Here is a 25,397-nt window from a genome sequence, read left to right as displayed (position 1 = left end):
CAGGGAGCGGCCACCCCCATCAGGTGTGCGCCCCGGGCAGACGCCCGCGCACTCCCACGCCTTGATCGGCTACACCACGACAAGGGACACGATCCGTCGGCATCCACCTCGGCACCGACCACACCGGCCAACGCCGCTTCCTCTCCAGCCGCAAAACACCCAACGGCCCCACCATGGCCGACCTCGGCGGCCCCTCCACCCTCGACGGCAACGGCCTCTACGCCCGCACCCTCCGCACCATCCACCGCCTCTAAACCCACAACCGCCCACACCCGCAGAAACGCGGGAACGCGCGAACGCGGGAACGCGGGAACCACAGCACTTCAGTGAGTAGCTGTTGTCGTTCCGATCTGAGGGGTGTGTGTCGAACGGGAGTCTCGATCGGGTGGTTGCCGCCGGCTGCGGGCATGAAGGCAGGGCCTCTTGGTAGCTCGGGGTTGCGAAGCCAACCGAGATCCAGGAGACCCTGTTGCCGCAGTTGTACGTGCTCGCCCCGGTGGAGTTCAACTCGGCTGCACCGACGTGTGATTGTGTCGCTCACCGATTCGGAAACGCGGCCGATCACCCGGAACGTGTTCGGCGGTATCCCTCGGACATGACGGACGCGGAGTGGGCCGTGGTCCGGCCGCTGCTGCCGGTGCCCGGCTGGTTGCGTGGCCGGGCGGGCAGCCGGAGGCGTACTGCCACCGGGCGATACTGGACGCGATCCGCTACCTCGTCGACAACGGCATCAAGTGGCGGGCCATGCCTGCCGACTTCCCGCCGTGGGACCGGGCATACGCATTCTTCCGCCGCTGGCGCGACCACGCCCTGGTCAAAGAGTTCCACGACCGGGTGCGCGTAAGGATCCGCGAGGGACGGGCCGGATGCGGAGCCGACGGCCGGCGTGATCGACTCGCAGTCGGTCAAGTCGGACGCCGTCGTCGGCTCCGACAGCCGCGGCTTCGACGGCGGCAAGCTGATCAACGGGCGCAAGCGACACGTCGTGGTCGACACCCTCGGTCTGCTGCCGGGCGTGATGGTCACCGCCGCAGACACCGGCGACCGCGCCGCCGCCCAGGTCCTGCTCGGGCAGGTGGCCGACGCGCACCACCGCCTCGCCCTGGTCTGGGCCGACGGCGGCTACACCGGCAACCTCGTCGAACACTGCCTCGCCGCGTTCGCCCTGGTCCTCGCGATCGTCAAACGCAGCAACGACATGCACGGCTTCGTGGTCCTGCCCAAGCGACGTATGGACGGAGCTGCTCGCCGAGGGCCTGTACGAGGAGGCGGACCGTTTCGACCTGCTCGATCTCGACCGGCCGCTGGCCGGACTCGCGTTCCCCGACCGGGCGGCCTTCGGCGGCTGGCTGGACGAACGGCTGCGGGCCGATCTGACGGCTGCCCGCGATCCGCTGCGCAGCCCGCTCAAGGCCGCCGCCGCGGCGGTCGCGGCGGTGAAGGGGCAGGTGCGGCGGGTGGTGGCCGCCGGAGTGCCGACCGGCACCTCGTACCGTGAACTGTCGTGGTTCCGGGCCTTCGGCGCGCATGTCTCCAGCGGCCCGCCCGCCAGCCGGATCGCCGAGCTGATCGCGCTGCGCGAGGCGGGTGCGGTGGAGTTCACCGGCGCACGGCCGACGGTCGGTGTGGACGCGGCCGCGGGCCGGTTCGTCGCCGCCTCGCCCACTGTCGACGGGCCTCCCGCCGCGGCGAACGCACTGCTGGACACCTGGCTGCCGGGGTCCGATCTCGCCCTGACCGCCGACCCGTTGCTGCGCGGACTGGTCACCTCGGGGCTGGCCCGTCGCACACGGCGGGGTCCGGCGACGGGATCACCAAGACGGGCGCCCTCGACGTGGCCCCGCCCGAGCTGCGGGTGCGCGGAGCGGACGGACAGCCGCACCCCGGGCTGTTCGCCTTCGGGACTCCGGTCGAGGGGGTGCAGTGGAACACCGCGATCGGAGCGCGGGCCCGCGCCAACGCCGACATGTTCCGGCAGGCCGACGCGATCGCCCGGGCCGCGCTGGGCACGGCGGCCGGCTCGGCGTGATCACCGGACCGGCGGCGTCGCCGGTCCGCATCAGCCGTCTACGGCGAGGAGTCCGCTGCTCGCCAGTACCTCTTTCACGAACAGGGTTCGCGCCTCGGACGAGCCACGCATGGGGTACGCGAGCATGTCGCTGTCAATGGCGCCGAGCAGCTTAAGTGCTGTCTTGACGGCTTCAATCCGAGCGGCGTTGACCCCGCGGTCCGGTTCCGCAGGCTGGTACGGACAGGTGAGGGCGAACATGCGCCGCTGGATCGCGGCGAGCGTGGCGGCGTCGTTCGCCGCATGAGCCCGGAGCACGGTCACAAAGGCGCGCGGGGCGACGTTCGCGAGCCCGGCGACCGCCCCGTTCGCCCCGGCGAGCGGGGCAGCGTCCAGCAGTGCGTCCGAACCGGTGAACAGCGGGAAGCCATGACCGTCCGGCAGTGACGAGGCGAGGGCGCGCATCCCGGTCAGGTTCGGTGAGCTGTCCTTGACTCCGGCGACGACACCGTCGGTCAGCAGATCGCGCAGCACGTCCGTGGGCAGTTCGTAGCCCGCGTTGACCGGGATGTTGTAGGCGATCACGGGCACCGGGCAGTGCGCGGCGACGTGTGCGAAGTGCCGGCGATCTCGGCCGCGCTCGCCCGGGCATAGTAGGGGCCGGTCACCACGACGGCGGTCACCGCGTCCAGCGAAGCGCCTCGGTCGCGTCGACGACCCGTGGAGCGGTGCTCTCCACCACTCCGGCCAGCAGCGGAAGCGCTCCGGCGGGGTCGGGCCGGGAGAGCAGACCGAGCAGGCGGCGCCGGTGCGCGTCGGTGAGATGGGTGGTCTCGCCGGTGGAACCGAGCGCGAAGATCCCCGCGACACCGCCTTCCCGCAGATGGTCGCGCAACCGGAGGGCGGAGACCTCGGCGATGCGGCCCTGTTCGTCAAGTGGGGTGCAGATGGGGGGGGAATCACTCCCGGTGCCCGGGGAGGCCGCGCGTGGCAAGGCGAAGGAACGGAGGCAGCACGGAGCGCAGCCGACCGGCGACAGCGCCGCCAGGAGCCGTCCGCCGCCTCGCGACGCGGGTCAGGACTCCCGGGCGGTGGGGGGCCCAAGGCTGCCCTGTGCTGCCCGGCTGCCGCCGGGGTCGCCGCCCGCGCCGCGCAGGACGTAGGCGACACCGACCGCGACCAGAGCGCCGAGCAGTGGCGCGGTCAGGTAGATCCACAGGTCGGTCAGGTGTCCGCTGACGAGAGCGGGGCCCAGCGAGCGGGCGGGGTTCATGGAGGCGCCACTGACCGGGCTCGCCCACAGCCCGGCGACCGCGATGTAGGCCGCGACACCGAACGCGGACAGCACGCCGATGTTCTGGGCGCTGGATGCCGTGCCGAGAATGGTGCTGACGAGCCCCAGCGTGAGGACGGCCTCGATCACGAACGCCTGGCCCGCGCCGACTCCGGGCCCGGGCAGCGTCGCCCCGAGGTACGCGACGTCGCCGAAGGTGGCACGCAGCAGCAGGCAGGCCAGGAGCGCGCCCGTGATCTGGGCGGCGATGTATGCCGGGACCCGCCACCAGCCGAAGTCGCGGCGCAGCGCGAAGGCGAGGGTGACAGCGGGGTTGAGGTGGGCGCCGGAGACGGCGCCCATGAACAGGATGACCGCCAGCACGGTCAGGGCCGGCGCGGTGACGGCGGCGCCACGACCGATCGCGCCGTGCGTCGTGGTGTTGAGGACGGCCGCGCCCGCGCCGGCCAGAACGAGCAGGAAGGTGCCGAACACCTCGCTGAACAGCCGCCGCCATTCATAGCTGAGGTCGGTGAAGTCCCGTGCCCAGACAGGTTCGCGTTCGAGCAGGAGGACGATACGCGCGGGATGCCGGGCCCGCACCCGCGCTTCGACGCTCCCGGAGTCGGCCGCGCCGGCGCCCGTGGGGGCGGGCACTACCCGACGGCCGCGGCGGGGAGGCCGACGATGCGGCAGGGGATCTCGGTGTCCTCGTCCAGGTGGTAGCTGGCGCACACCCGGTGGTAGCCGTCCGCGATCTGCAGGCTGCGGCCGCTCACCAAGTCCCCTCGTACCAGCAGGACGGGCGACAGCCGCTGGTCGTTGGCGGCTTTCTTCATGTCCTTCGCGACCTGGGGGTCGTCGGCGGGGAGCAGCGGGAGTCGTGCCGCGCGTAGCAGGTCCTTGGCCGGGTGGGTCACGGTCGGCGCCTCGGCCATCGAGTCGGTCAGCGCCGTCACCGATTCCGGGGGGAGGAGCAGCCGCAGATAGGACCCGGCCGCCGGGTAGTCGTGCGCGGCCGGGGCATCGGCCCACCTCACGGTCTTCTTCGCCATCGGACGTCTCCTTCCCGCCACGGTGGTCGCCGACGACGACCGGTTGCCCTCCGCAGTCTCCCCCAGCCGGTCCCGGCTCACATGTCGGTGATCAGCGTCGGATCGACGCTGAGGCCACGGTGCGCGCGAGGTGTCGGCGAGTGACTCGGGCCACCTCGTGCCAGAAGGGCACGGCGGTCAGGTAGGCGCCGAGCACGGAGAGAACGCCCAGGGAAACGTCCACACTCACCCTCCCCTGTTTGGCCCAGTAGACGTCCTGGAGGTCCAGCAGCAGCGCGAACTCGTCCGCGATCAGCCCGGTGCCGACCCCGTAGGCCGCGGCCACGCAGGGATGCCCGACGGCCCTCTCGTCGCCGCGCACCGCGACGAGTCCGACGCCCGCCAGGGCGGCGATGCCGAAGTTGTAGTGGTGCAGATGCCTGCCGCCGGCGGTGACGTTGCCCCAGGGCAGCCAACCGCCCCTGATGCCGTGGGTGATGAACCGCGCGGTGCCGAACGTGGTGCCGAACGCGACCCAGGTGACCAGCAGCGACCGTTTCGTCGGGGACAGGTGCCGGTCCGCCGCCTGCCGCCATCGTTCGACGAGATCCACCCTGGGCGCTTCCGCGCCCGGTTCCGCAACGTCGGCCGTCATGGTGGCCTCCCATCGCCGTCCGACGGCCACTCGCGCCGTCACACCCCTTCGACGCTAGTCGGCGCCAGGACCGGCGGCATCCCGGCCCCGTCAGTCCTCGGGACGAGAGGACGGCCCGCGGGGTCAGCGGTCAGTGCTTGTGGGCGTCGGGCTTCTCCGCGGTGCCCTCACCGTCCGGCGTACCGGTCGGGGCGGTCTCGCCGTCGGCCGGCACGGCGCCGGTCTTCACGGTGAAGGCGGCGGTGCGGACCGTTCCCTCGTGCTTGAAGTCGAGGAACAGACAGTAGGTGCCGACGCTGGGCGGGGTCGCGGTGAACAAAACCTCGGGTCCCGGCTTCGCCTTCCCGTCGCCGGGCTCGCCGTTGGGGTGCACGTGCAGGTAGGCGAGGTCGCCCGAGCGCAGCGCGACCAGGTGACCGTAGGCGCCCAGGTACGGCTCCAGATCGGTGACCGGGCGGCCGGCCTTGCTGACGTTCAGCTTCAGCTCGCCGGCCGTGCCGGGGGTGAGCGGGCCGTCCAGGGGGACGGTGCACCCGTCGACCTTCGCGGTGGCGGAGGTCGCGGGAAGCGCGGCGGGGCGGAAGTCGCCCCGAGACGGCGAGGTCCGCGCCCAGAGGGAGGTTCTTCGCGCCCACGGCCTTGGGGATGAAGTCCGCGAAGACCGGGCAGCCGCCGGCCGCGGGGAGGTCCGCCGTGGCGCTCCAGGACCCATGCGACGGCTTCGGCGGGGGTTTCCTCCCACCAGCCGTAGGGCAGGCCCGGCTCGGAGGGGGCGGCATGTCGGATGCTTTCCTCGCGAGCCATCGTTCAGTGGACGGCGCGGCCGGATGCCTTCCGTGGAATGCAGAAGAGGGCAAGCACGGCTGCCGTCAGGTACGCGACCGCGCCGAAGGCCATACTGATCCGCAGCCCGACCGTGAAACTCGCGGTGGCGGCCAGCAAAGAGCCACCCAGGGCGACCCCTGTCGCGCTGCCGACCTGGCGAGTGGTGTTGAACAGAGCGGAGGCCGTACTGGAGTACTCGTCCGCAACGGCCGACATCACCGTGGTGGTTGACCCGGTAAGGGCGAAAGACGTCCCGAAGCCAGCCGCCATCATGGGCACCACCAGCAGCTGGTAGGCCGGGTCCGGTCCGGCCGCGACCCAGCCGGTCAGGCCCAGCGCCCCCAGCAGCATGCCCGTGACCACAAGCGGACGGTGTCCGGTACGGCGTGCCAGCCGCCCGGACAGCACGGAAGCGAACATGGTCATGACCACCGCCGGGAAGAGGGCCAACCCGGTGCGCAGCGCGGTCAGGCCGCGCTCGTGCTGGAAGTAGAGACTGGCGGTGAAGAGCATGCCGTAGAAGGCGAAGTTGAACAGCATGCCGATGGCCGCACCCCCGCTCAGCGCGCGGGAGCGCAACAGTGTGAGGGGCAGCACAGGAGTACGGGCAAGGCGCTCGCGCAGGACAAATGCGGCGGCTGCCAGCAGGCACAGACCGGCGCCTGCCAGAATCAGTGGGTCGGTCCAGCCCCGTCGTCCGGCCTCGTTCAGGGCGGCTGTGAGCAGGCCCACCAGCGCGATGACGGCGCATTGGGCCAGCCAGTCCATCCGGCGGTTCGGGCGCCGGATGGAAGCCGGCACGCAGCGCCGTGTCAGCAGCAGGCAGGCACATCCGACGGGCAGGTTGACGAAGAAGACCCAGCGCCAGCCAACGGCCGTGACGAGGAGCCCGCCCAGGAGGGGGCCGGCGGAAGCCGCGACACCCGCCATGGAGCCCCACAGTCCGAAGGCCCGGGAGCGGCTCGCGGGCGAAGGGATCACCTCACGGAGAAGGGCGAGGGAAGCGGGCACGATCAGGGCCGCACCAAGTCCTTCCACCAGCCGGGCGGCGACCAGGGTGCCGGTGTCCTGGGACAGCCCGCAGCCGGCCGAGGCGACGGTGAACACCACCACCCCGGTGCAGAAGACGCGCCGGGCGCCCAGCCGGTCCCCGAGCGCACCACCGATGAGCAACGTCCCCGCGAAGACCAGGGTGTAACCGTTGGTGATCCACTGGATTGCGGTGAGCGACGCCGACAGATCCCGTCCCACCACCGGAACAGCGACGTTGATGACGGTCACATCCAGGATGACCATGAAGTAACCCGCGCACACCGCGAGCAGCGGGAACAGGGACCGGCCCGAAGCCGCACTTCCGTCCGAACCACCCACCCGGGAACCACCGGCGCGCACCACGGCACCACGGTATTCCACCACCGCGCGTCCCGTGGCGGTCTGCTCGTGCTGGTGACTTGTCGGGCAGCGTTTGTCCGCGCCGTCACGAAGGTGGCGATCTCCTCCGGGAGGGGAAACTCAGGCTCCAGGTACAGCCGGTCGCGTTGCGGCGCCGTCGCCGGGAAATCACATCGCTGTGGCGAGCCGTGTGTCGGCGTTGGCGTGCGTGAAGCCCACGTACGTGCACTGGTGGGTGTGGAGTCCGGAGCACACACGTGAACGCAAAGGTTCAGGGCGGTTTGGTGCCCGCGCCGGTCGGCCGGGGCTCTCGCACCGGCGGCGCCTGTCGGGGAGCAGCTGGGTGATGCCCTGACCGTCGCAGTACTCCAGCAGGGAAACGGTGACGCGTCGGGTGGTGTCCAGGGCACGGCTCGCCGTTCCCACGGTGAACGGCTGATCGAGTTCGCTCAGCCGCTCGGCCGCCAGCCGGGGGGGGCGTCCGGTAGCAGCACCACGTGTTCCGCGAGTCGCAGTACTGCTCCGTGGCGGACCGCCGTGGCGAGTTCCCCGGCGACCGAAGCCGAGTTCCGTGAGCTGCTGGGCGTGCGGCGCGGCGAAGGTCCGATGAGCCAGCTCCGTGGTGAGTCGGTGCACCGCGTCCGCTACAGCGACGGGCAGTTCCGCGGGCCCGGCGGTCACGCGCCCGCGGCTCATCCGCAGGGGCGGCGTGACCAGTGCCTCCACCAGGGGGGCGGCCGGCAGCCCCAGACGGTGCCGAGCGGCCTCCACGGGCATGCCCTCCTCGGTGGGCCGCTCGGAGCGGTACGCGGTGACCAGTTCGGCCAGCCGGGCGCGCAGGGCGTCCCAGTGGGCGGGGTCCGCGAGCCAGTCACCCACGACCGGCGCGGTGTGGACGGCCACCCCCATGGCGGTCAACTCCCCGCGCCGGACCAGCAGCCGGCGCCGTAGCTCGGCGGCCTCGCCCGGAGTGCCGCGAGCGTCGTCGAGTTCGGCCGCGCGCCGTGCCGCGGAGCCGCGCAGCCGCAGATCCGGTGGCTGGGGATCGAACACCGTCAGGCCGGCCAGCACACGCCGCAGGCCGGGATCGCGCAGCTCCGCACGGTCACCGGTACGGAGCGGCAGTGGCGTCGGCAGGGTCAGCCGGACGATGTCCGTACCAAGCGGCCGTACGCCTACGGGCATGGCCGCCGAGCCGATGTGGGCGACAGCGGTACGGGGCAGCGTCGCGGCCGGTGTTCCGCCATGGACGCGCACGTCGCAGCGGAGGCACGGAAGGTAGCTGTCGGGGGTGAGCAGGGCGTCGCCGCGGCCCGTCGACTCCTTGTCGTGATCCCTGAGGTTGACGGCGACCCGGGCGGTGGCCCGCACCATGTCGGTCGCCTCGCCGAGGGCCTGCAGAGCCCTGACGCGCACAGTACGGCCGGTCTTGGCGGTCACCAGGACGTCGCCCCGGCGGAGGCGCCCCGCACCGAGTGTGCCGGTGACCACCAGCCCGCTGCCGCGCACGGTGAAGGACCGGTCGATCCACAGCCGCACCGGGGAGTCGGCGTCCCCGTCCGGCAGCCGTGCGGCGAGTCGGCCGAGGGCGGCGCGCAAGTCCGCGAGGCCCCGCGCCGGTGCGGGCGCTGACGGCCACGGCCTCGACGCCGCCGAGAGTGCTGGACCGGATCCGGTCCTGTGCCTGCGCCGTGGCGGGGCGGGGGTCGGCCAGATCGCAGCGGCTGACGGCGAGCAGTCCATGCCGTACACCCAGGGCGTCCACGGCGGCGAGGTGTTCGGCGGACTGCGGCTTCCAGCCTTCGTCGGCGGCGACGACGAACAGCACGGCGGGCACGGGCCCCACGCCGGCCAGCATGGTGGGGACGAACCTCTCGTGTCCCGGGACGTCGACGAACGCGAGCCTTTCACCCGATGGCAGATCCGTCCACGCGAAGCCCAGGTCGATGCAGCACAGACCAATCCACCTGAACCACGCAGCGACAGCGATGAAGAAATCCCGCACCGGTCAACGGATGTGTCCCATGTGATGCGGCCCGGGGCGCGCCGGTGAAAGGCCGCCGTGTCAGGGCACGGTGAGGCGATCTTGCCGCGGGGGTGGCCGGTGGCGCTGGCGTCGTGGGCTGCGGCGGCCTGCTCCAGCGGGAACACGGCGTGCAGCGGGACGGTGAGGCGGCCGTGGCCGGCGAGGGCGGCTGCCACCCGCCGGCTGCTCGCCTACTTCCTCCAGTCCTGCCCGCCCGCGCCCGGCACACCGCTGCCCCGCCCCGCACCACTGCGCCTCGACGACCTCTACAAACCATCCCGCCGAACAGAGTGACCACCCCTGCCGCCGGCGCCACCCGTACAGCGGGTGCAGCCGGTGCCGGAAAGGCACACGGCTCCCGTCCGCGGGGCGCCCGGAAGCCCCCCGCAAGACCCTCTGCCAGACCACTGCGGCTCCGCGACGGTCACAGGCCGAGGACCCGCCCGTACCCGACCGCCCCCGTCAGCCTCAGCTTCGGCGGTGTCAGCGCCGCGGATCCCGCCCAGGTCGGCGCGGCCGTGCCGTTGCCCCGCAGGTACCAGACGCCGCCCGAACCCCCGGACGTCGCGCCGTTCTCGCCGTACGAGCCCACCGCGAGATCGCGGAAGCCGTCCTTGTCGTAGTCGCCGATCGTGAAGGCCGCGCCGAAGAGGTCGTTCGCTTCGGCCGTGCCGGGCACGTTCGCCGTGTTCTGGTGGACCGCGGTACCCCGGGCACTGCCCCGCTCGTCGAGCAGGCCGCCGCTGCCGGCGATCAGCACGGTCACCGAGCCTGCCTGCGTCCGGGTGCCGATGGCCTCGTCGGGCGCGCCGATCACCAGGTCGTCCAGGGCGTCGCCGTTGAACCGTCCGGCCTTGAGTTCGACTCCGAAGTTGTCGCGGTCCTCCGCGGTGCCGGGCACGCCCGTGGTGTCCTGGCCGAAGGTCTGGCTGCGGTGGCCGAAGGGCCGGCCGCCGCCCTCGCCGCCGTACTCCACGTGGACGTTTCCGCCCTTGGCCGGCCCGGCCGGGCCGCAGTCCCCGCTGCTCTCGTGGCCGATGACCCGGCACTGCCCGATCGCCAGGTCGTCCACCCGGTCCCCGTCGAAGTCGCCCGCGGCGAGGGAGTATCCGGCCGCGCTGGACGACCAGTAGGTGTCGAGCGTCGCGCCGGCGGCGTTCCACCGCAGCAGCCGCGTACCGGAGGACTCCAGGCCGTACGCGGAGACCGCCAGTTCGTCCGCGCCGTCGCCGTCGAAGTCGCCCGTCGCCAACTGGCCCGCCGTGCCGCCGTAGCCGTTGTCGAGGACCGGCAGCAGGGGCTTGTCCTCGCTCAGCGGGCCCGGCCGCAGGGCGACCTTGCCGGACTCGCCGTTGGACTGGCCGATCGCCAGGTCCGTACGGCCGTCCCGGGTGAAGTCGCCGACGGCGAGGGAGGCACCGGTGCCTGCGCTCCCCCGACCGCCCTGGGCGACGGTCTTTCCGCGTACGAAGCCGCCCGGCGATCCGTACAGGGCGGTGACGCTGCCCTGGCGCGCCCCGGCGGAGCCGTCGCCGACCGTCTCGCCGGGGGCGCCGACGGCCAGGTCGCTCAGGCCGTCGCCGTCGAGGTCGGCGGTCGCGACGGCCAGGCCGAAGCGGTCGTTCTTCTCCGATGTACCGGGCACGCCCGCGCTGTTCTGGCTCAGCTTGAGCGTGCCGCCGGAGCCCAGTCCGTCCGGGCCGCCGAACAGGACATGGACGTAGCCGGCGCTCCTGAGTCCGTTCACGGTGCCGTCGAAAACGCCGACGGCGGCATCCGCGTATCCGTCGCCGTTGAAGTCGGCGTCGCCGCCCGCGCCCGGCACTGCGGCGCCGGCGGGAAAACCGCCGGCCGTGCCGAGCACGGCGAGGACGGTGGCGGCGCACAGGGCCGCCACCGGGAGAGTCTTTGTGCGCACAGTCGCTCCAAGTTCCGTGCAGGGATGGTCATTTCACATGTGGGGGTGGGTGGGGAGGATCAGGCGTACGTCCTTCGGGTGGGGTGGTCAGGCGTACGTCCTTCGGGAAGGACGTACGCCCCGCACACACGCAGGACCGGGCACCGGCCGCGGGGGGAGATGGGGTGCAGGGTTGCGGGTGGAGTGCGGGGGTACCGGGCATCGGCGCCCGCGTGCCGAACGTCCGCACCGCCCCGCATCACATGGACGTAACCGGCCGCCCCCGCCCTGCCGTTCCCCGCCGCTGGCGCCACGCCGGGCGCGGGACCGGTGAAGCCGCCCCCGCCGGAGCCGGCGCGCGGCGGGCCCGCGACGGCCGCGGTCGCGGCGGAGGGCAGGCCCCCGGCCCGGCATCGGTGCGAACCACAACGGCCGCTGCACCGCCCAGGATTCGTACACGCACGATCGTTCTCCCGGAGATCGGGAACAAGGGGGGAAACCTTCCGGGCTGTGTGACCCGTGAAACGTACGAAGGGTTGCGCACAAGCGGCTTCAAAGTGAACATGACTCACTTCAACCGGAAACGGACCCCCGTATCCCCGTATCCCCGCAGGTGAAGCGCCGGGGGCGGGCCGGTACCGATCCCCCCCGCTCCCGGGAGCACCACGAAACCGCCACGAAGGCGCCAGGACCCCAACGGCCAGACCCCGGCCAGATGATCAGGTGATGCTTGCTGCCCGTCCCGCCCCGGTCGGCGGGACTTCGTCCGGTTCCGGCTCCCCGCTGCAACGCCTGGACGTGAGAGCCGCCGACCACCGCCGGCAAGAAGTCCAGAGCGCTCTCGCACCGCGCAACTCGGCGACCGCCGACACCATCAAGGCGACACGGGCCAGGGGCCATGAACCGGTTCCGGCCGGCACAGGCCACCAGCCAACTGATCCGACGAACGGCGCAGCCACCACCACGGACATCGCCGCACTCAACACAATGCGCAGCACCGCCCAGGGCCACACGACAGCAACGGCGCGAACACCGGTCCCGCAGGCGGATACCGGCAGCCCGGCCGCATGAACAGACCACCGCCGCGGTCCGGGCAGGATCCACTCAGGAAAGCCGACCAGTAGCGTCACGAAATAGGTCACTGGAGAGCCCGTTACGGGGAAACTCGTACGGCGGGTTCGGAGGGGGGCCGTGCGAAAAAGGGTCTGCTCATGGCAGGTACCTCGTCGCGCGGCCTACCCAACCAACCGCCTGAAGCAGTGGCGCGGGATCGCGACCCGATACGAGAAGACCGCCACCATCTACCTGGCCGGACTTCACATCGCGGGCATCTTCCTCTGGTCAGCCCGATGATCCAAACGAAAGGCCCTAGCGCCTGACGTCGACAGCGTAGCCCTCCTGGCAGCCGTCTTCGTTCGTCAGCCGAAGAGACAACAGTGTCCGGAAAAGCGACTGCCACCAGCAGAAACGCCTCAGCGCTCGCCCGTCCCGGGGTGGATCCGCCGCACGGCCCGACGACGCCGCCCGCTCTTTGAACATGTCCCGGTTCCCGTTACTCGCTCGCCTCCGCCGCGCAGGCGAGGTCCTGCGGAGGGCGTTGCCCAGTGGTCAGGAACGCCGTCACCGCGTCGTTCGCGCACGTGTTGGAGCCGAACGGATAGACGCCGTGCCCGCCCTGGTCGGCCGTCACCATCGTGGCCCGCTTCCCGAACGCGTTCCCCAGCTTCCGGGCGCCGGCCAGTGGTGTCCCCGGGTCCCGCTCGTTCTGCACCATGAGCACGTTCGACGGACCCCGGTCACCGATGCGTACCGGCGGTTCGACCCGCTTGTCCGGCCAGAACGCGCACGGTCCGACGCTGGCTGTGGACCCGCCGAGCATCGGGTACTTCAGCCGGTCGGCCGCGGCGTTGCGCTGATACTCCTGGACCGTTCCCGGCCAGCGCGTATCACCGCATACCACTGAGAAGCGGGAGGCCATGCTGTTCTCTATGTTCTCCGGCAACGGCAGTGTGGGCAGAGGCCGGTCGTTCTCCAGTGCTTGCCAGGTGGCGGCCAGCAGGGGCAGGGTCGCATCGCTGTAGAGGTACTCGAACGTGAGCCCGCGGAACAACGTCCCGTCGATGCCCTGGACCGGCTTCGCCTCCAGCCGCTTCGCGAGATCGAAGAACTTCGCGGTCACCTGCTCCGGTGTGGTGCCCAGGCCGTACTCGGGACGCGCGGCGGCGAACGCCGCGAAGTCCGGAAACCGGTCCTCCATTCCACGGGCGAACGCCCGCATGGCCGTGACGTCGTAACCGCCCGGACCCAGATTGCTGTCGAGCACGATCCGGTCGCCGCGCTGGGGGAACAGCGTCGTGTACACCGCACCGAGGTAGGTGCCGTAGGAATGGCCGAGGTACGAAAGCTTCGGCTCACCCAACGCCGCCCGGATCCGGTCCATGTCGCGCGCGGTGTTCGCGGTGGTGGTGTGCGGCAACATCCACGCCGTCCGCGAGGTGGCGCACTGCTTGGCGACGGTCCGCGCGTACCCCGCCTCCCTCGCGACATCGGCCGCGGTGTGCGCGTACGGCGGGAAATTGCGCCGTGCCTGCTGTTCCGGCGTCAGATCGCAGGTCACCTGCGTGCTGTGGCCGACGCCGCGCGGGTCGAAGCCGATCACGTCGTAGGAGTCCAGCACCTTCCGGGGCAGCCCTGAGCCGGCGAGAAGGGCCGGGTAGTCGAGTCCGGTACCGCCGGGCCCGCCTGGATTGGTCAGCAGCACGCCGCGGCGCTGCGAGGGGTTCTCGCTCGCCAGTCGCGAGATCGCGATCGCGATCTGCCGGCCGTCGGGGTCCCGGTAGTCCAGGGGGACTTCAAGCGTCGAGCACTCAAGGCCGGGCGAGGCGATGTCCTCCGGACACGCGCCCCAGTGCACGGTGTCCGGCGTCGTCGCCGACGACACTCCCGGAATCGCGGTCACCGCCAGCGCGGTGGTGGCAAGGAAGAGGGAGAGGGTTCTGCGCATCTGATGTCCTTCTGAGGGGCGCGCGGGGCGCCGGAGCGAGGGCTTGGAACGTCCGCCGTCAGGTCCTGTCGGCCCGTGGGGGTCGGCCGGACAGGACCTGGCCGCCCGCCCGGCGTCCGGTTGCCGGCGGGTGTGTGCCCAGCCACCGAGCAACGTCGCGACGAGCGCGACGGATCCGAGAAGAGTCACCCGGCCGGCAAGGCCGCCCGGGACCCGGTCGAAGATGCCCCACAGCAGCTCGGAGTCCCGGTTGAGCAGACCATGGATCACCGCTTGGGCGGCCAGGGCCGTGATCACCATCCCCACCGCCTCAAGGGCTCCGAAGCCACTCTCGCGCATCGCGCTTCTCCGTCTCGTGTCCGGTTTGTCTCGGCACGTGAACGAGTCTGTCCGTGCGGCGGGGCCTCCACATCGGCCCGACGGCTCGAAAGGCTTCGACCAAAGGCGAGACGGTTATTCGACTTTGGTCCAGGGCGTCTCATCCCTCGGTCCGACTCACAGGACATACGGTGTCGCGATAATGACCAGGTGGACACGGACGTCGCGACACGGCTCGGGTGGTGGCCGCAGACCTGGCGGCTGGCAGCCGCCACGGCAGCGGGCATACCGGTCTGGCTCTCCACCGGTGTGCTGCTGAAATGGCAGGCGGCCGGAACGGGCTCCTGGTTCCTCATCGGTGATCCGCTGGTGGCGCTCGGCTGCCTGACGGCTCTCGTATGGCGGCGGCGGTTCCCGCTCGCCGTCGCCATGACGGTCGCGATCGCGTCGACCGCGTCGGCACTCGCCACCGGCGCCGCGCTCATGGCACTGAGTTCGGTCTCCACGCGTCGCCGTCCTGTGGAGATCGCTACCGTCGGGCTGGCCTACGTGACCGCGTCACAGTTCGCAATCGCGCTCCACCCGGTCCAGGGCCCGAGCCCGCCCGGCCCGCTGTGGACCCAACTCGCGTTCCCGGCATTGACCGCGGGCATCGCGGCAGCCGTAGGCATGGCCATCGGCGCGCGCCGTGCCGAAGTGCGCTCCCTGCGGGACCGGGCGGAAAGCGCGGAAAGGGAACATGCCGCACGAGCCGCGCAGGCACGAGCCCTGGAACGCAACCGGATCGCCCGCGAGATGCACGACGTGCTCGCGCACCGGATCTCCTTGGTCGCCATGCAGGCCGGAGTGCTGAACCACCGCGGCGACCTCACCGCCGAGGAGAACCGCGTGCTGGTCAGCTCCATCGCCGACGGCTCCCACCAAGCCCTGGAGGAACTACGGGACGTCCTCGGTGTGCTCCGGGCCGACCCGACCCGCCCGGAACCACCACAACCCTCCTTCGACCACATCCCCGAACTGGCCGCCGACGCTCTCGCATCCGGACTCGACGTCACACTCACCACGAGCATGACGGCAGCTCCGCCCGACGCCACAGGGCGAACCTGCTACCGGATCGTCCAAGAAGGACTGACCAACGCCGCCAAACACGCCCCGGGCGCACACATACACATCACCCTTGATGGAACAGAAGGCGACAAACTGGAAGTCAGCGTCCGCAATTCCCCAGCCATCACACAACACATGCGCTTGCCGTCGTCGGGATTCGGTCTGCTGGGCCTCGGCGAACGAATCAACCTCGCCGGCGGAACACTCGACCATCACCCCACACCCGACAACGGATACGTCCTCACCGCACGACTGCCCTGGCCGAACCCCACCCACGAAAAGAGAACATGAGTGGACAGCGAGCGGGAGCGGGAGCCGGTGCGCATCGTCATCGTCGACGACGACCAGTTGGTGCGCATGGTGCTGCGGCTTGTCATCGACGGCGAACCGGACCTGACCGTCGTCGCGGAGGCCGCCGACGGGGACGCCGCGATCGCCGTGGTGGACGAGCAGCGGCCGGACGTCGTACTGATGGACGTGCGGATGCCCGGCCGTGACGGTCTCAGCGCGACCCGGGAAATCCTCACCCGCCGGGTGCCACCCCGGGTGCTCATGCTGACCACGTTCGACTCCGATGCTCTGGTGCTCGGCGCGCTGGACGCAGGAGCACTCGGATTCGTCCTCAAAGACACCCCACCGCCGCAGTTCCTCGACGCGGTGCGGACCGTCGCGGAGGGCAACCCCGCACTGTCCCCGGCGGCCACGGCACGAGTGATCGCCGCAGCCACCGGTCCGCGGTCCACCTACGCCCGCGACTCGTCCCGTGAAGCCGCACGGAAACAGCTGGCCGCGCTGACCGACCGAGAACGCGAAACTGCCCGAGCCATCGCGGACGGGCTGGGCAACCCGGAGATCGCCCGGAGACTGCACATCAGCATCGCGACCGTCAAGGCACACACGGGCAACCTGTTCGCCAAGCTGGCGGTCGAGAACCGGGTACAGATCGCGCTCCTGGTCCGCGACGCGGACGAATGACGGGCCCCTCGACGAGGTGAACCGGTCCGGGAGGCGCTGCGGGCATCGGCCTCGACCTCCTTTCCCGCGTGCGGCTTGACGGCCTTCTTCAGGAACGCCGGGAAGTGCGCGCCGGTCCGGGTCGGTTTGCACTCGCGCGGATCGGGGCCGGTGACGTCGCGCTGCCGGGATGAACCAGGTCTGTCCGCGAGAGGCCGTGGGTCAGTCCGCCGTCGGGGCCGCTTCCAGGGCTTCGGCGGTAAGTGTGCCGCGTGGGCCGATGGCGTCGGCCACGCCCAGACAGGTGCTGCCGTGGAAGACACCGAGTTCGTGGTGCACGGAATCGGTGTCGGCGGACCGGACCGTGAGCCCGATCTCGTAGTCGCCCGGGTAGGTCACCTCGCCGAGATACTGGATCTGGTAGGACGAAGGGGGCAGATCTGGCACCGAGCCCGCACCGCTTGTCCCCATCGAGTGCGAGGTGAATGCGGCGATGGCCTCGTCGTACCACGTGGCCAGTGCGAGGAAGTTGACGTGCTGGTTGGAGTCGACGTCACCGATCCGGGAACGCAGCATGGACCAGTACGAGTAGTGGGCACGTTGCAGGCGCTCAGGGCGGGGACGGGAAGCTGCCGACGTTCCTTTCTCCGACAGCCGCATCTCGTCGAGATCGGCGATCAGCTCGTCCGGAAGCTGGAGGGGCCCCGAGTTGCCGGCCAGCACGACGGTGGCGTCGCCACTGCCCACACGCTTGCCGTCGACCATGATCACCTGCTCGAACGTGAACGAGGAGCGCCCGACCCGGCGAACACCGGTGTGCACTTGCACGCGAGTACCGGTCGGGCCGGCCGGAGCGAGCCGGTTGACCCGTTGGCCGACGAGCAATACCTGGTACGGCCCGAACCCACCCTTGCCGAATCGATCTGGATACCGAACCTCTGGTCGGCAGGAGTGTTCATGCAAGGTGACCTCAGGGACAGCGCCAACTCCGCCACCAGGTCGGACGGGGCATACCACGCGACCAGGCCCAATTCAGTCAAGCGCCGCCTGTCTGACGTCATTTACCTGACTCAATATTGCGACCACAGGTTGATTCATCAACCGAATTGCGCTTCAGTTGATGGATCAACAATCTCTCGTCGGGTAGGGGCAGTGGCATGAGTGAGAAGAAGGTCATCGCGGTCGCCGGAGCCACCGGTGCGCAGGGGGGCGGCACCGCGAGGGCCATCCTCGCCGATCCGGACTCGGGCTTCACGGTGCGTGCGCTGACCCGGAACCCCGAATCACCCGCGGCCAAGGAACTCGCGGACCTCGGTGCGGAGGTCGTGCGGACGGACTTCCATGACGAGCCGACCGTCCACGCAGCGTTCGAAGGTGCCTACGGCGCCTTCCTCGTCACCAACTTCTGGGCGCACGGTTCGGCGGCCCAGGAAATGGAGGAGATCGAGGTTCTGGCGCGAGCCGCGAAGAAGGCCGGGATGCGGCACGTGGTGTGGTCGACGCTGGAGGACACCCGCGAACTGCTGCCGCTGGAGGATGAGCGGATGCCGGTCCTCCAGGAGAAGTACAACGTCCCGCACTTCGACGCCAAGGGCGAGGGCAACGAGCTGTTCCGGCAGGCCGGAGTGCCGACCACCTTCCTGAACACCACCTTCTTCTTCCAGGGCTTCCTGTCGATGATGGGGCCCAAGCGAGCCGAGGACGGCGTACTGACGCTGACCCTGCCGTTCGAGGACGGCAAGCTGCTGGCCGGCGTCGACGTCAACGACATCGGCCGCACGGCACTCGCCCTCCTCAAGGCCGGCGAGCCGTTCATCGGCCAGACCGTCGGCCTCGCCGGCGACCACCTGACCGGCGCCCAGTACGCCCAGAAGCTCGGCACCGCGATCGGCGAGCCGGTGCGCTTCCAGTCGGTTCCCTATGACGTCTTCCGCTCCCTGGGCGTACCGGCGGGCGACGAGATCGCCAACATGTTCCGGTACTACGGGGACTTCGACCAGGAGTTCACCGGCGCCCGCGACCTGGACCTCCTGCGGGAGATCAACCCGGCGCTCAAGAGCTTCGACGACTGGCTCGCCGAGAACGCCGCGAACATCCAGGCGGGCTGAGCCGCTACCCCGCCGACAGCCCATGGCCCCGAGGGTGCCGTCTCTCCGGCGGACGCCCTCGGAATGCCGAGTGAGCCAACCGTGGTGAGCCGAGGGCCGGACCATCGACGAGTGGCCGCGGCCTCTTCATGGAACAGGCGGTGCGTAGGGGTGACGGTGGAGGAGCAGTATGCGTGGCAGAGCTTCGTGCGCATGCAGGAGAGGCTCATGGGTCGGCTGTCCCACTTGTTGCAGACGGAGTCCAACGTGTCGCCTGCGGACTTCGCCGTGTTGGTCGAGTTGATGGACACACCCGTCCGGCGGCGGCGGTTTCTGGACATTGCCAGGACGTTGGAGTGGGAGAAGAGCCGGACGTCCCATCACATCGCCCGGATGGTGAAGCGTGGTCTCGTGGTGCGGGAGGAATGCCTTGAGGACGGCCGTGGCACGTTCGTGGTGATCACAGACGAGGGGCGAGCGGTGATCGAAGCCGCCGCCCCACGTCATGTGGAGGCGGTGCGTGAGTTTTTCCTTGACAACGTCACGCCGTCGGAGCTGCGGTTGCTCGCTCGCGTCTCCGAACGCGTGGTGGAGAAGCTGGACGAGGAACCATCCCGCCTGGAACGGACGACCAGGTGTGTGTCATGCGGCCGGCGTGAGCGTCGCCGCGGTGGCCGCTGACAGCCGGAGGGATGTCCGACCACGGCCCGGCGCGACACCGACGTGAGCGAAGCCTTGGGTGCGCCCGTGTTCAGCGGGAAACATGCGAGCCGGGCACGCCGAAGGCCAGCGGTAGCGGTGTGACGGGGCAACCGCCGCTACTTGTCGCGAGGCGGCGGTACCGGGTGCTTGCTCATGATCGACACGCGATTGAACGCGTTGATGGTGACCGCCACCCAGATCGTGGCTGAGATCTGGTCTTCGGAAAGAACCTGTCGGGCGGCCTCATAGGCGGCTGCCTGGGTCGCGGCGTTCGCCGGATCAGTGGTGGCCTCGGCCAGCGCCAGAGCGGCGCGCTCCGAGGGAGTGAACAGGCCGGTGTCCCGCGATGCGCTCAAGACTCCGAGTCTTTGCGGTGATTCACCGGCCCGCAGGGCCGCTCTGGTGTGCGTGTCGAGGCAGTAGGCGCAGTTGTTGAGTTGCGATACGCGGAGGTTGATCAGTTCCACGGTGGTGCGGTCAAGCCCGGCCTCGGCGGCGGTTGCTCGGGCCGCATCCGCGACCTGTAGCAGGGCATGAAATGCCTTGGGGCTCTGTTTGTCGATGAAGATCCTGCGGGGCGGGGAGCTGTGGTTGTGGATGCTCACGCCGGGGCCTCCTTCGGGTCACCATGGAGCATCCCGCGTTCGTGCGGGTGCTTTGGCCATCTGCCTACCTCCGTGGCATCATAGTTGATGTGACAACCAGAGCGTGTAGGAGGTACCGGTGAGCAACGCGGAAACCGATGCCGAGGCCCTGCGCTGCGGTGCGCCCGTCGAAGGCGACCGGCCGACCGGAGCCCCCTGGGTCGATGTCCTGTCGGCGCGTGAGGTCCCCCTCGGCGGCCCCCGTGCGATGCGCGTGCGGCGGACGCTGCCTCAGCGGGAGCGCACACTCATCGGCGCCTGGTGCTTCGCCGATCACTACGGCCCGCACGAAGTAGCTGCGTCGGGCGGCATGGACCTGCCCCCGCATCCTCACACCGGACTGCAGACGGTGAGCTGGCTGTTCAGTGGAGAGGTCGAACATCGCGACACCCTCGGAACCCACTCCCTGATCCGGCCCGGTGAGATGAACCTCATGACCGGCGGATACGGCATCGCCCACTCCGAGGTCTCCAATCCGAACACCATGGTCATCCACGGTGTCCAGTTGTGGGTGGCGCTGCCCGAGGAACACCGCAACGCCGCCCGGGACTTCCAGCACTACGTGCCCGAACTCGCGCAGGTCGACGGGGCCCACATCAGGGTTTTTCTGGGCTCGCTCGCCGGCCGGACCTCCCCGGTGCGGGCCTTCACGCCGCTGCTCGGCGCCGAGATCGTCATCGAACCCCGCATGACGCTCTCCCTCGCCGTGGACGCGGCTTTCGAGCACGGTCTCCTCGTGGACAGCGGGGACATCCGCCTGATCGACACGGTGCTGCGGCCTGCCGAACTCGGCTACGTCGCTCGCGGCGTGGACACCCTGACGATGGTGAACGAGACCGACGCCCCGGCGCGGGCCATCCTCCTCGGCGGGCCTCCCTTCGGGGAGGAGATCGTCATGTGGTGGAACTTCGTCGGTCGCAGCCACGAGGACATCGTGAAGGCCCGCGGGGACTGGGAAGCCTCCTCCGACCGCTTCGGCGTCATCGAGGACTCTCCCCGAGGCCGCCTTCCCGCACCGGCCCTGCCGAACGCCGTCATCACACCGCGCCGCAACCCACCGACCCGCTGACCTCCCTTACGAAAGGCACACCATGAGCGAGTCCTCCACCACCACGCTTGTCGAGCGTGTGGACGCCGATCGCCGGTACGAGATCCTGGTCGACGGCCAACGCGCCGGTCTGACCGCCTACCGTGACCTGGGAGCGCAACGTGTCTTCTTCCACACGGAGGTCGACGAGGCATTCGCCGGGCAGGGCCTCGCCCCGCAGTTGGTCCAGCAGGCACTGGCCGACGTGCGCGCCTCCGGAATGCGGATCGTCCCCGTCTGCCCCTACGTCGCCAAGTTCCTGAAGCGGCACGACGAGTTCGCGGACATCACCGACCCGGTCACACCTGACGTCCTGCGGTGGCTGAAGGCACAGCTTGACTGAGTACCCCATGTGAATCCTCCCTCTGGCCGGCGCCCGCCACTCGATCGGTGGCCACCCTCAACGACCTCATCGGTGCCTGCTGGGAGGCGGGAGGTGTGCTTCCCGAGTGGAGTGGCGTGTCCGACCGCGCTTCCCCCGAAGCGCCCCGAAAGGCGAGTAATCCACATGAATGCGACCGACGATGACACCGCAGAGTTCCGTGCCCTGGGTCCGGTCCAGGTGTGGCGCGGCGGGACACCGCTCGACCTGGGGCCGCCACAACGCAGGGTGCTGCTCCTCCGCCTTCTCATCGAGGAGGGCCGGCCGGTCACCGTCGCTGACCTCTCCCAGTGCCTGTGGAAGGACAACCCGCCGACGGGAGCCATCTCCTCGGTCCGAGCACATGTCAGCCGACTGCGCTCGGTGCTCGACCCGGAGCGGCAAGGGCCGTCCAATGTGCTCGTTGCCGAGTCGTCCGGCTATTCCCTGAGAGTGCCTCGCAAGGCCCGGGACACCGTGGTGTTCGAGGACACCGTGCACAGCGCCCGGACTGCGGTCAGGCATGGCCGACTGTCCCAGGCACAGCGCGAACTCGACCAAGCATTCGGCCTGTGGCGCGGCCAGGCATTCCAAGACGCCGCTGACGAGGATTTCGCGGTGCGCGAGCGGAAGCGTCTGAACGCAATCCTTCAGGAAGCAAGGGAGTTGCAGGCCACGACCCTGCTGAAGCAGGGGGATCTGACACAGGCGATCAGCGCCGCAGAAGGGCTCATCGCCGGCTCGCCGCTGCGGGAGGTGTCCTGGGCACTGCTGATGCGGGCCCTGTACGCAGGGGGCCGGCCGACGGAAGCGCTTCAGCAGTACGAGCGGTTCCGCGTCATGCTGGACGAGGAGCTGGGTCTTGACCCGAGTCCGGGGCTCAAACGACTGCAGACCGCCATTCTGCGGCACGACACCGGCATCCTCGACGGCCTCAGCCCCTTCTCGACCGATGTCGTCCTGAGGACGGACCCGGGAGACGCGCCCCCACCTCTGGCAGGACGGTCGGAGGAGACGTCGCAGCTTAGGGCGGTCCTGTCGAGGGCCGCCGCGGGTCGTACGGCCTGCGCTGTCGTTTCCGGCGAGCCCGGTGCCGGCAAGACACGGCTGCTGGATGAGTTGGCGGCCCATGCGGTATCGGCGGGTTTCGCCATCGCCCGTGCCCAGGGCGGCCAGGTGCAGGGCGACAACGGAAGCCGCTCGTCGCCGTCCCCTGCCGCGCAACTACTCCACGCGCTGCGGCAGGACGGATACGAACGCGCTGCGCCCGTGGACGAACGGACGACGACGGGGAAGCTTCTGCAGGCGCTTTCCCGTCGGCCCACACTCTGCATCGTTGACGACCTCGACGCGGCATCACCGGAGTTCCATTCCCATCTGCGGCACATCGTCGAGGCACTGCCGGAGGGCCCCGTCGCGGTGGTGTGCGCCATGCGGGCCGCCGACGATCCGACGTCCAGCGGCCTGCTCACCGCATTTGCCCGGCGGGGCGCGACGTGGCTCAGGCTGGATCCGCTGACTCTCGCTGACGTCACCGAGGTCCTCACAGGATCCGGCGAGCGCGTCACGCCGGCGCATGCGGCGGCGTTGCATCGGCGCAGCGCGGGGAACCCATTCATCCTGACCGAGTTACTCAAGCTGCCTCCCGACCGACGGACGGGCGCGGCGGCCCGAGTGCCCACGGCCGTGCGGAGCGCGATCCTCAGTCGGCTGGCCGGGCTGCCGGAACCGGTCCGTGAAATGCTTACCTATGGTGCGGTGGATGCCGAGTGGCTGGACATCGCCCTGCTCGCCGACATGCTGGACGAGCCACTGCGGCAGCTCCTACCGCTTGTTGACGTGGCGGTCGCTGCCCGGCTCCTGGTGTGGGAGGCGGAACCCAGTGAGCATGCCACCAGTGGCTATCGTTTTCCCGAGTTGCCTCGCGAGGTGATCCTCAGCACACTCGCACCGTCTTCTCGGCAACTGCTGCATGCCGCTCTCGCACAGCATTTGGCCATGCGGGGCGACACCGTCCCTGCCCGTTTGGCCCGCCACTTGCGGGGGGCGGGCGCCGTGGCCACTGCCATGTGTCCCCCCAGCGAACCCGATTGATCCGGAGTTCCGGGTGGCCATGTCCGGCACCGGAAACCCACGCCCCTAAAGTGGATGCGTCAACTACATTGAGGCTGTCGAGAGTCCTACGGGACACGTGTGCAGCCCGAGGGGAGAAACCGGTGGTACGGAATGTGACCGTGGCCCAGCAGCTTGTGGACGTTCTGCGCCAGGCGGGCGTGGAGCGGGTCTACGGCGTGGTGGGTGACAGCCTGAACTCGGTGGTCGACGCGGTGCGCCGCACCGACGGCATCGAGTGGGTGCACGTACGGAACGAGGAGGCCGCCGCCTTCGCCGCGGCAGCGGAGGCACAGCTGACCGGCAGGCTCGCGGTGTGCGCCGGTAGCTGTGGCCCCGGAAACACACATCTGATCCAGGGACTGTACGACGCGCACCGCTCCGGTGCGCCCGTGCTGGCACTCGCCTCGCACATCCCGTCCCACCAGATCGGTACCGGCTTCTTCCAAGAGACGCACCCGGAACGGCTGTTCACCGAGTGCAGCGACTACTGCGAGATGATCAGCACCCCGGAACAGATGCCCCGGGTTGCGCGGATCGCCATGCAGCGGGCTCTGGGCAACAGCGCGGTGTCGGTCCTGGTGATACCGGGTGATGTCGCGCACGACGCGGCAACGCACCCGACGGGAAGCAGCGACCTGGTCACCGAGCACGGCCGGGTCGTCGCGCCGGAAACGCAGGTTCGAGGCCTGGCCGAAAAGCTGAACGCGGCACGGAAGGTGATGCTGTTCTGCGGTGCGGGAGTGCGGGACGCACACGCCGAGGTCATGGCGCTCGCCGAGAAGGCTGCCGCCCCCGTTGGGCACACCCTGCGGGGCAAGGAGTGGATCCAGTTCGACAACCCGTACGACGTGGGCATGAGCGGTCTGCTGGGCTACGGCGCCTGCTTCGACGCGATGCACGAGGCCGACCTGGTCGTCCTGCTCGGCACCGACTTCCCGTACAACGACTTCCTGCCGCAGGCACGGACCGTGCAGATCGACCACGATGCGGGCCGCCTCGGCCGTCGCACTGTGCTGGAACTCGGGGTCCACGGCGATGTCCGGGAGACGCTGCGGGCTGTGCTGCCGCTGGTCGAGGCGGAGCGGGACCGTACCTATCTGGACCGCATGCTGCACAAGCATGCCAAGTCGCTGGAGACGGTGGTCTCCGCCTACACCCACGACGTCGAGCGGCACACCCCGATCCACCCTGAGTACGCGGCCTCGGTTCTGGACGAACTCGCTGCCGACGACGCGGTGTTCACCGTGGACACCGGCATGTCCAACGTGTGGGCGGCGCGTTATCTGACCCCCAATGGGCAGCGCCGGGTGATCGGTTCGTTCCTGCACGGCACGATGGCCAACGCGCTGCCGCACGCCATCGGCGCGCAGTTCGCTTACCCCGGCCGCCAGGTGATCTCGATGTCTGGTGACGGTGGACTGGGCATGCTCATGGGTGAGTTGCTGACAGTGAAGCTGCACGATCTGCCGGTGAAGACGATCGTCTTCAACAACTCATCCCTGGGCATGGTGAAGTTGGAGATGCTGGTCGAGGGGCTGCCTGAGCACGAGACGGACCACGAGCCCGTGGACTACGCGGCGATCGCCCGTAGCGCGGGCGTCGAGGCGATCCGCATCGAGCGCCCCGGGGATGTCGTCGAGGGACTCAAGCGGGCGCTCGCCCACGACGGACCGTTCCTGGTCGACCTCGTGACCGACCCCAACGCGCTGTCGATCCCGCCGCGCATATCGGCCGCCCAGGTCAAGGGATTCGCCTTCGCCGCCGGCCGGACAGTGCTCGACGGGGGCGTCGGCAAGATGCTCGACCTGGCCCGTGCCAACCTGCGAAACATCCCCCGCCCCTGAGCTTGCCATTGTCCTCACCGAGGTCCGGATTCGCGACCCCAGCAACCTGACGAGCCCTGCGCCA

22 protein-coding genes and 6 pseudogenes are annotated in these 25,397 nt (G+C 70.0%); 14 read left to right on the top strand and 14 right to left on the bottom strand.

Annotation, left to right across the window (positions count from 1 at the left end; all coding sequences use genetic code 11):
• Positions 1–609: 609 nt before the first annotated feature.
• From ACIQNU_RS39800 to ACIQNU_RS39790, 3 genes and pseudogenes are all read left to right on the top strand, one after another.
• Positions 610–765: pseudogene (locus ACIQNU_RS39800) on the top strand (transposase); the annotation flags it as partial.
• A 121-nt stretch (positions 766–886) separates the two neighbouring features.
• The gene (locus ACIQNU_RS39795; RefSeq protein WP_401376332.1) at positions 887–1,498 is read left to right on the top strand and encodes a transposase; all 612 of its coding nucleotides are present in this window, start codon (positions 887–889) and stop codon (positions 1,496–1,498) included.
• Between the two features lie 336 nt (positions 1,499–1,834).
• A complete protein-coding gene (locus tag ACIQNU_RS39790; RefSeq protein WP_401376329.1) occupies positions 1,835–2,029 on the top strand; it encodes a hypothetical protein in 195 nt (64 codons plus the stop codon).
• Between the two features lie 30 nt (positions 2,030–2,059).
• Here ACIQNU_RS39790 and ACIQNU_RS39785 read toward each other — a convergent pair whose 3' ends face one another.
• The 9 genes and pseudogenes from ACIQNU_RS39785 to ACIQNU_RS39745 form a co-directional block, all read right to left on the bottom strand.
• Positions 2,060–2,878 carry a dihydrodipicolinate synthase family protein gene (locus ACIQNU_RS39785; protein ID WP_401376327.1) on the bottom strand — a complete coding sequence of 273 codons (819 nt, stop codon included), beginning with the start codon at positions 2,876–2,878 and terminating at the stop codon, positions 2,060–2,062.
• Positions 2,805–3,002: pseudogene (locus ACIQNU_RS39780) on the bottom strand (dihydrodipicolinate synthase family protein); the annotation flags it as partial. The pseudogene ACIQNU_RS39780 and the gene ACIQNU_RS39785, both read right to left, overlap by 74 nt.
• Before the next feature lie 81 nt (positions 3,003–3,083).
• Positions 3,084–3,938, bottom strand: a complete 855-nt coding sequence (locus tag ACIQNU_RS39775; RefSeq protein WP_401376324.1) for an MIP/aquaporin family protein — start codon at positions 3,936–3,938, stop codon at positions 3,084–3,086.
• A complete protein-coding gene (locus ACIQNU_RS39770; protein ID WP_401376321.1) occupies positions 3,938–4,336 on the bottom strand; it encodes a hypothetical protein in 399 nt (132 codons plus the stop codon). Before ACIQNU_RS39770 ends, ACIQNU_RS39775 begins: the two co-directional genes overlap by 1 nt.
• Positions 4,337–4,427: 91 nt before the next feature.
• Positions 4,428–4,970 (bottom strand): hypothetical protein, encoded by a 543-nt coding sequence (locus tag ACIQNU_RS39765; RefSeq protein ID WP_401376318.1) that lies wholly within the window; start codon positions 4,968–4,970, stop codon positions 4,428–4,430.
• Between the two features lie 130 nt (positions 4,971–5,100).
• A pseudogene (locus ACIQNU_RS39760) lies at positions 5,101–5,698 on the bottom strand (hypothetical protein); the annotation flags it as partial.
• 79 nt (positions 5,699–5,777) lie between these two features.
• Positions 5,778–7,091 (bottom strand): MFS transporter, encoded by a 1,314-nt coding sequence (locus ACIQNU_RS39755; protein WP_401376347.1) that lies wholly within the window; start codon positions 7,089–7,091, stop codon positions 5,778–5,780.
• Positions 7,092–7,355: 264 nt separating this feature from the next.
• A pseudogene (locus ACIQNU_RS39750) lies at positions 7,356–7,628 on the bottom strand (SelB C-terminal domain-containing protein); the annotation flags it as partial.
• Between the two features lie 664 nt (positions 7,629–8,292).
• A complete protein-coding gene (locus tag ACIQNU_RS39745; protein WP_401376346.1) occupies positions 8,293–9,045 on the bottom strand; it encodes a hypothetical protein in 753 nt (250 codons plus the stop codon).
• On the opposite strand from ACIQNU_RS39745, the gene ACIQNU_RS39740 reads away from it, so the two are divergent.
• Positions 8,929–9,240 carry a hypothetical protein gene (locus ACIQNU_RS39740; protein ID WP_401376350.1) on the top strand — a complete coding sequence of 104 codons (312 nt, stop codon included), beginning with the start codon at positions 8,929–8,931 and terminating at the stop codon, positions 9,238–9,240. The two genes, ACIQNU_RS39745 and ACIQNU_RS39740, sit on opposite strands and share 117 nt — an antisense overlap.
• A 14-nt stretch (positions 9,241–9,254) precedes the next feature.
• On the opposite strand, the pseudogene ACIQNU_RS39735 reads toward ACIQNU_RS39740, so the two are convergent.
• Both ACIQNU_RS39735 and ACIQNU_RS39730 read right to left on the bottom strand, forming a co-directional pair.
• Positions 9,255–9,386, bottom strand: a pseudogene (locus tag ACIQNU_RS39735) (zinc-binding dehydrogenase); the annotation flags it as partial.
• Positions 9,387–9,637: 251 nt separating this feature from the next.
• Entirely contained in the window at positions 9,638–11,131 is a 1,494-nt protein-coding gene (locus ACIQNU_RS39730) for an integrin-like protein (protein ID WP_401376315.1), read from the bottom strand.
• A gap of 705 nt (positions 11,132–11,836) precedes the next feature.
• Here ACIQNU_RS39730 and ACIQNU_RS39725 point away from each other — a divergent pair.
• The gene (locus tag ACIQNU_RS39725; RefSeq protein WP_401376312.1) at positions 11,837–12,181 is read left to right on the top strand and encodes a hypothetical protein; all 345 of its coding nucleotides are present in this window, start codon (positions 11,837–11,839) and stop codon (positions 12,179–12,181) included.
• Between the two features lie 174 nt (positions 12,182–12,355).
• Positions 12,356–12,463 (top strand): annotated as a pseudogene (locus ACIQNU_RS39720) (IS5/IS1182 family transposase); the annotation flags it as partial.
• Positions 12,464–12,662: 199 nt separating this feature from the next.
• On the opposite strand, the gene ACIQNU_RS39715 reads toward ACIQNU_RS39720, so the two are convergent.
• On the bottom strand, positions 12,663–14,114 hold the full coding sequence (locus tag ACIQNU_RS39715) for an alpha/beta hydrolase (RefSeq protein ID WP_401376345.1): 1,452 nt from the start codon (positions 14,112–14,114) through the stop codon (positions 12,663–12,665).
• A gap of 528 nt (positions 14,115–14,642) precedes the next feature.
• On the opposite strand from ACIQNU_RS39715, the gene ACIQNU_RS39710 reads away from it, so the two are divergent.
• Both ACIQNU_RS39710 and ACIQNU_RS39705 read left to right on the top strand, forming a co-directional pair.
• Entirely contained in the window at positions 14,643–15,830 is a 1,188-nt protein-coding gene (locus ACIQNU_RS39710; protein WP_401376310.1) for a sensor histidine kinase, read from the top strand.
• 66 nt (positions 15,831–15,896) lie between these two features.
• Positions 15,897–16,514 carry a response regulator gene (locus tag ACIQNU_RS39705; RefSeq protein WP_401376343.1) on the top strand — a complete coding sequence of 206 codons (618 nt, stop codon included), beginning with the start codon at positions 15,897–15,899 and terminating at the stop codon, positions 16,512–16,514.
• Between the two features lie 201 nt (positions 16,515–16,715).
• Here ACIQNU_RS39705 and ACIQNU_RS39700 read toward each other — a convergent pair whose 3' ends face one another.
• Positions 16,716–17,315 carry a thioesterase family protein gene (locus ACIQNU_RS39700; protein ID WP_401376308.1) on the bottom strand — a complete coding sequence of 200 codons (600 nt, stop codon included), beginning with the start codon at positions 17,313–17,315 and terminating at the stop codon, positions 16,716–16,718.
• A 335-nt stretch (positions 17,316–17,650) separates the two neighbouring features.
• On the opposite strand from ACIQNU_RS39700, the gene ACIQNU_RS39695 reads away from it, so the two are divergent.
• Positions 17,651–18,601, top strand: a complete 951-nt coding sequence (locus tag ACIQNU_RS39695; RefSeq protein WP_401376305.1) for an NmrA/HSCARG family protein — start codon at positions 17,651–17,653, stop codon at positions 18,599–18,601.
• Between the two features lie 192 nt (positions 18,602–18,793).
• Entirely contained in the window at positions 18,794–19,261 is a 468-nt protein-coding gene (locus ACIQNU_RS39690; protein WP_401376341.1) for a MarR family winged helix-turn-helix transcriptional regulator, read from the top strand.
• A 137-nt stretch (positions 19,262–19,398) separates the two neighbouring features.
• On the opposite strand, the gene ACIQNU_RS39685 is transcribed toward ACIQNU_RS39690, so the two are convergent.
• Positions 19,399–19,887: a carboxymuconolactone decarboxylase family protein gene (locus tag ACIQNU_RS39685; protein WP_401376302.1), complete on the bottom strand. Its 489-nt coding sequence runs from the start codon at positions 19,885–19,887 to the stop codon at positions 19,399–19,401.
• A 118-nt stretch (positions 19,888–20,005) separates the two neighbouring features.
• On the opposite strand from ACIQNU_RS39685, the gene ACIQNU_RS39680 reads away from it, so the two are divergent.
• The 4 genes from ACIQNU_RS39680 (at position 20,006) to ACIQNU_RS39665 (ending at position 25,333) form a co-directional block, all read left to right on the top strand.
• Positions 20,006–20,995, top strand: coding sequence for a pirin family protein (locus ACIQNU_RS39680; protein ID WP_401376300.1), 990 nt, complete (start codon positions 20,006–20,008; stop codon positions 20,993–20,995).
• Positions 20,996–21,017: 22 nt separating this feature from the next.
• A complete protein-coding gene (locus ACIQNU_RS39675) occupies positions 21,018–21,356 on the top strand; it encodes a GNAT family N-acetyltransferase (RefSeq protein WP_401376299.1) in 339 nt (112 codons plus the stop codon).
• A 165-nt stretch (positions 21,357–21,521) separates the two neighbouring features.
• Entirely contained in the window at positions 21,522–23,468 is a 1,947-nt protein-coding gene (locus ACIQNU_RS39670) for a BTAD domain-containing putative transcriptional regulator (RefSeq protein ID WP_401376296.1), read from the top strand.
• Positions 23,469–23,602: 134 nt separating this feature from the next.
• Entirely contained in the window at positions 23,603–25,333 is a 1,731-nt protein-coding gene (locus tag ACIQNU_RS39665) for a pyruvate dehydrogenase (protein ID WP_401376339.1), read from the top strand.
• Positions 25,334–25,397: the final 64 nt, after the last annotated feature.

Origin of the sequence: Streptomyces sp. NPDC091292, from assembly GCF_044757265.1 — a bacterium.
Classification (GTDB): domain Bacteria; phylum Actinomycetota; class Actinomycetes; order Streptomycetales; family Streptomycetaceae; genus Streptomyces.
This window is presented reverse-complemented; position numbering and strand designations above follow the sequence as displayed.